We start from the raw sequence: 6,000 nt of genomic DNA on the forward strand, positions 1-6,000 counted from the left end.
GAAATGCCGGGTATGGGCAACGCTCAGCGAGGCCGAACGGTTAGAGCGCAGGCAAGAGTTACGAAGCGGCTTTTGATCGACATACGGGCATCGAAACGCGCAGGGCCAAAACGATCGTATGTGGCATCGTCCGCGCGTGCAGTACTGCGCTGAGTAGTACGAGTACGTTCCTGCGAACTTCTCGCCCGTGGCGAAGCTGTGAAAGTGAGAGGTAGTGCTTTATCGGGAATGTGAGTGCATGCTCCTCACTCAAGGGCAGTGAACGCTGCGCGAGAGAGTGTCTTCGCCGCCTTTTCCCTCGAAATGATAACTGGCGGAAACGTTCGTGCCCCCGGTGGAACCTATCGAGCCGAACTTTCCCCAAGGCGAGCTGCCGGGCATCGGCAAGTTCGCCAGCGTCTACTACGACCTCTCGAAGCGCGACGACCAGAGAGGGCCGCGGGACGACGGATCTGAGTGGGAGCTCGACGGATCACCCTAACCAGCGATCGACGGCGCAGACGGGACGCTCGGGTCGTAGTCAGCGAGCAGGACATCGAAGTTCTGCAGGCCATGGTAGCCCGTACTCCCTCCCGAACCGATCTCGACCGCTCACCGGGGCTGAACTCGGAATCGGGAGGAACGCCCGATGAGTGATGATCGCTCAGGTGTGCCAAGCCCTGACTCCGTCACAGCTGGGTTGTCGTCCAATAGTCACGCAGCCACCGGTCTGGTTCTTTACAGTAATTTTAGGCTCTGCCAGAGTGTGTTAACTGTTTTGAACTCGTCGCGAAGCGCGGGCTCGTTTCTCACAGAGATCCGGCATAGCCCTCCCTTTGGCAGCGGGGGCTAGATTTACCCTTTCAAGAAGTCGACCGCCCTTGCGTTTAACGCCAATCGCTCTGCCGACGAATCAAACGAAGTCCGAAGCGAACAATTTAACCGGGGAATTCACTCCCAAGAGGACCTTCAACTCCGCTATCTCTACGATACGACTAAAATTTTCCCGAATCGCACGCTCCTGGTTTTTTTCGGTCTCCATTCGCCCCGAAAGCGGCCTCGAGGCAATCGGGAGATAATTGAATCATAAAAACCCGCTGGCCCTTCACCAGGTTGAAACACACGTAGTCTTTCCTGAAGAAAATCTTGCCTTTAGAAATTGCCGACATAATATTCTCTCGAATCACGCAACCCCGGCGCACGGGATAATTTATATGCCAAGATCCATCCTTATCTGTGTTCTGCCGAACAAAGGGAGAGGTTTATGTGGTACCACGCGTCTTTATGATAGGTCTATGTCTCTGCCTTCAATCAATTAGAGTATTTCCTCGAAGCATTTAGGCTCTTAATAAACGTAATATCCTCGGTTGCCTGAAAGAGAGGTGAAATTATGTCGATTGCATACGCAACTTCTTACCTCGCAAATAACGATTGTGTAGTCAACCAACAACTTGCTCAACAACTTGCGCGCGGTCATTTTCGGCTAGGCTGCCAAAGATAGTAAAACTTATGCATTAACAGCACTTTGGTCGGAAATAATTTTCAAGATAGGAAAAGCAATGATTGGAAGATCAGGAAGGGAACAGGATCGTCGTGGCCTTATCATTCGACCCATAGGAGAACAGATACATGCTTGGCACTATCGCCCGGGACGAAGCCGCCCCATGATAAAATGGTCGCAGTCCCGCTTTGGCAAGCTAAACGGTACAGACTACGTTTTCGCAGTGACGCAAGGTCGCGGAAAATGTTATGCATATTTTAAATGGAATAACGAACTACTTTTCTTTTTCACGGGGAGTACGCCTTTAATGGATAACGAGGTCATCATTTACTCGCCGAGTTTTCATCGCCTCGGCGAAAAGTTCGAACAGATCTTCGTTACAACGATTGCAACGTGACGTTGGACCTGCGTTCGAGGATTTTCCGCGTACCCGAGTCGCTACGGTACGTCGTCGAGCTTGTAGAGCAACGTTGCGAAACGGAGCCGCGGCATGTCTAACGGGCTGTTGCCTAAATTCAGGCTGCGGAAACGCCTGCGCCAACGCGCGCATCTACTTGAGGATCCGCGGCAAAAAAAGCCGCCGTGCTTCGTAATGAAGACACGACGGCCGAAGTTCCGGCAGATGTTTGCGGGCTCTGCCGGAGGGCTAGGTTGCGCGCGTAGTGCGCGCAACCCAAGCATACGTTAGCCGATGCGCTTTGACGTGTCTACGCGCCGACCGATTCTCTGCCAAAGGGGCGCCGCCGTGGTCACCGCACAAAGTGCGGCCCTGACCAAGCTCAGATCGGCCTTTAAAGGTTGGTGAGCGTATTGATGTATTCGACGGCCGGTTGCGACGCGTTTCCACCTTGCGCTACCAGAAGGTGAATCTGCCCCACCGCTAGTTGCGACAGGGTTCCTGAAATCGGAACTGTGGTGATCAGCCAGTCGGCATTGTTTGAGAGATTGAAGGTAGTCGACTGAAAAATCGGCGTCTTCGATCCGGCTGTCGTGACAATAGCAACGTAAGTGCCGCCGTTAAGATAGATGGAATCCTGTCCGCTCGCCGGCACGGCGCTTTTGAACCTGACGTTGCTCATCGTTGGCGAGACGCCGCCGATGTCTGTGCCTTGGGGTACGATGTAGATATCCAGATCTTGTGCGTTCACCGTCGCGTTAAATGCCCGAATCCGTGCGCTGTTTGACAGCAGTCCCTTGTCAAACGGATCGTCGATTAGCCCGATGTCCCCACCGGCTAGGGCGGGTAGTGCCAGTACGGTGTACTCGTGGCCCTTTGCAACGTCCGAGAACTGGCCGCTTGCTATTGTGGTGGTTGAACCGGTATTCGCGTAGGCTACGATCGTAGCTCCCGTGTTGATGTTGGCGAAGTTTGTCACACCCTTGTACGCGATATTGGTCTGGAGGGCAGATCCATTAACGAGAAAGTCGACGTTTGGGCCGCCCGGTAAAGCATGTATGAAGTGCACCTCCGGGTTCTGAATGCCAAGTTCTTTTGCAGCATCACTTCCGCCTCCGCCGCAGGCTCCGAGCGTTGCAACGATAGCAGTCGTAAAAACGGTGACGCACAATCTCTGGATTTTTCTCATTTCGTTCTCGTAGCTCGGGAATATTGGTTTTGCGAGGCCATGCGGTTGCTTTCGCTCTCCTGCCGCACTGGATCGCGTGCCAGCCCCAGCAAATCACGTGCCGCATGAATGACACTTGCACGCATCAATCATCAATGTCCACGCGTTGCACATGACCCTCCCGCTTACGGCTGATCGGTAGCTCTGCAATGAAAATCAGTCTATGTTCTGGTTCCTCGACCAATGGCCCAAGCCGGAGATTGAATGAACTCACCAGAGCGCGCGCGTCTCACAGATGCTATGAATGCACAAATATGCTGTTCGGCTTGCCGAAGTCAGCTGGGCGGTCAATCTGCTTCTCGATCAACTGGGCCTTAAAACCAGATCTAAACCGCGCCGACGCCTCCGCTTTCCCCGCAGCATTGCGATTCAATTTTTATCTACGGCTCTCGTGCAGAATTTGAACGGCTATTGCGCCTGATTCGATCATGGATCGCGCCCCGCAGGACATCTAAGAAGCCTGTCATCTATCGATGCTCTCCGGGCGTTTCAAGGCTACGCACGCTTACAGTCGTATAGCGCATCGGCGCGAAGGCATGTTCGTGGATAGCCGGTCACCCTGCAAACATTATCCCCATCGCGTTTCCGCCGTCCTGTCGCGCCTCTACTTCGCAACGAAAGGCCCGATCGCTGAACGCGACGACCCGGAAGCCGCCGGCCGGAGTCCGTGGAACCGTAATTCCCCAATGCCAGCCTCCATCCTGCTCGAAGACGTGCAGCACTAGCGACTTCAACGTGAAGTCGTTGTCAATTGCATTGATCATTGCCTGCCCTCGGGAAAATCGCTACGAACAGTTCGGAGTTGCTAATCAAGAAGCAACTGCCGCGCCTGAATGCAGTGCGTGAACTACGGGCAACAAGATCGCTCCCAGTCTGCGTGGCCCGACATTTGCTCACGTGCCCCAGCGCCGGGAGCATTCCGCTCCCCTCGAGCCTCGAGAGGTCTGCTTTGCTAAACGTAATGATGGTCGCCGCAGAAGCGGCACCGCTGGCCAAGAGCGGTGGGTTGGGTGATATGGTAAGTGCGTTTTCTTCGGCTCTCAGTCTTTTCGATCTCGACGTGTCCATACTAATTCCCGGCTACGATTGCGCGTTCGACGCAGTGGTGGCGCCTTCTCCAATCGGATATCTGCGCGGACTGCCTGGGGGCGACGCCCGGCTCTGGCGCGCTGCGATGCCAGATGCGGATGTGACCGTTCTACTGCTTCAGATGAATCACCTCTATGCCGGCCGTGGGAACAGACTGTACCAGGATGAACAAGGGCGAGAATATCTGGACAACTTCGCGCGCTTCGCGTCGCTTTCAGCGGCCGCCGCGCGCATTGCGACCGGCGTGCGCGGCGTGAAGCGTCCGCGCATCGTGCACGCACACGACTGGCATTCGGGCCTCACACCACTTCTCATGAAGCTCGCGGGCGCGTCGGCGCGCAGTTTATTTACGATTCATAATCTCGCGTTCCAAGGCAATTATCCGGTGGGCCTAGCCCCTTACGCGGGCATTCCTGCCGAACTCCTCGCACCAGCGCTGCGCGAGCCGCGCAGCATCGAGTTCTACGACACGCTGAGCTTCATGAAAGCGGCCATCGTATATGCCGACGCTCTCAGCACCGTGAGCGAGCGCTATGCGCGCGAAATCCTCACGCCGCACTTCGGCAACCGTATGGAAGGCGTTCTGGGCATGAACGCGCACAAGCTCACCGGCATTGTGAACGGCATCGACGATGCGCTCTGGAATCCGCAAACGGACCCGATGATTGCGCAGCCCTACGGCCCGGACGATCTCGCGGGCAAGCACGCCTGCAAGAAAGCGCTACAACAGAGCTACGGGTTACATGTCGACCCGTTCGCGCCGCTCGTGGCGATCGGCAGTCGCCTATGCTCGCAAAAACTCGCCGATGTGGTCTGCGAAGCACTGCCCGCGGCGCTGGCTCGCTGGCCGCGCGTTCAGTTTGCTGTGCTCGGCCAGGGTGACGCGGCTATCGAGCAGAACCTGCGTGGGCTCGCCGCCGCGTGGCCCGGGCGGCTGGGCGCGCATATCGGCTATGACGAAACGCGCGCGCACCAGTTGCATGCGGGCGCCGACATCCTGCTGCACGCCAGCCGTTTTGAGCCGTGTGGCCTCACGCAGCTCTACGCGATGCGCTACGGCACGATACCGGTGGCTTCGCGCGTGGGCGGTCTCGCCGATACGATTATAGACTGCCCGCCCCGCCCTCTCAGTGATCGAGATACACAGTGCGCAGCCGTCGTTGACGCGACCGGATACCTGTTTGATGGCGAAAGTCCGGCTGACGTCTTCCATGCGCTCGGGCGTGCGCTGGACGCGTACGGGATTCCGCAGCAGTGGCGGGTGATCCAGCGTAGCGCCATGCGTCGTGACTCAAGCTGGTCGGTTCCTGCACAAAGCTATCTTGACCTGTATCGGACGCTCGCCGGCGCCGCCCGACGGCGTGAATCGCCGCCCGCCTGCCGCGGGGTTCCCCGGGTTGGTTGGGCGCGCGCCCCGGTGCAGCGAATTCGCCGATCAGCGTGACCGCCCTCTTCGTCCGCTTCTCCCGTGCAGCATGTTGCACGATTCGGTCGCTTCAACAACCTGTCTGGATCCGGTCAATCATGAATAAAACAAGTACGCGCATCAGCGAAGGACAGCCCTTTCCCCTCGGCGCGACCTGGACGGGAAACGGGGTAAATTTTGCGCTATTTTCGGCGAATGCTACGCGTGTCGAACTGTGCCTGTTCGACGTGAGCGGGCAATACGAGATCGAGCGCATCGTTCTTCCCGAATATACGGATGAAGTTTGGCATGTCTTTGTTCCCGACCTGAAGCCCGGCGCGATTTACGGCTACCGCGTGCACGGCCCCTACGAACCGGATGCGGGCCATCGCTTCAATCCG

2 protein-coding genes and 1 pseudogene are annotated in these 6,000 nt (G+C 56.9%); 2 read left to right on the forward strand and 1 reads right to left on the reverse strand.

The annotated features are described in order from the left end of the window. Nucleotides 1-2,271: 2,271 nt before the first annotated feature. Nucleotides 2,272-3,066 carry a DUF4397 domain-containing protein gene (locus tag BBA01S_RS33995; RefSeq protein WP_027820324.1) on the reverse strand — a complete coding sequence of 265 codons (795 nt, stop codon included), beginning with the start codon at nucleotides 3,064-3,066 and terminating at the stop codon, nucleotides 2,272-2,274. 1,000 nt (nucleotides 3,067-4,066) lie between these two features. On the opposite strand from BBA01S_RS33995, the gene glgA reads away from it, so the two are divergent. Together glgA and BBA01S_RS34010 are read left to right on the forward strand one after the other, a co-directional pair. Then, nucleotides 4,067-5,638 carry a glycogen synthase GlgA gene (gene glgA / locus BBA01S_RS44025; RefSeq protein ID WP_084162711.1) on the forward strand — a complete coding sequence of 524 codons (1,572 nt, stop codon included), beginning with the start codon at nucleotides 4,067-4,069 and terminating at the stop codon, nucleotides 5,636-5,638. An 80-nt stretch (nucleotides 5,639-5,718) separates the two neighbouring features. Beyond that, nucleotides 5,719-6,000: pseudogene (locus BBA01S_RS34010) on the forward strand (glycogen debranching protein GlgX); the annotation flags it as partial.

This window comes from Paraburkholderia bannensis NBRC 103871, assembly GCF_000685015.1.
Taxonomy (GTDB): Bacteria; Pseudomonadota; Gammaproteobacteria; order Burkholderiales; family Burkholderiaceae; genus Paraburkholderia; species Paraburkholderia bannensis.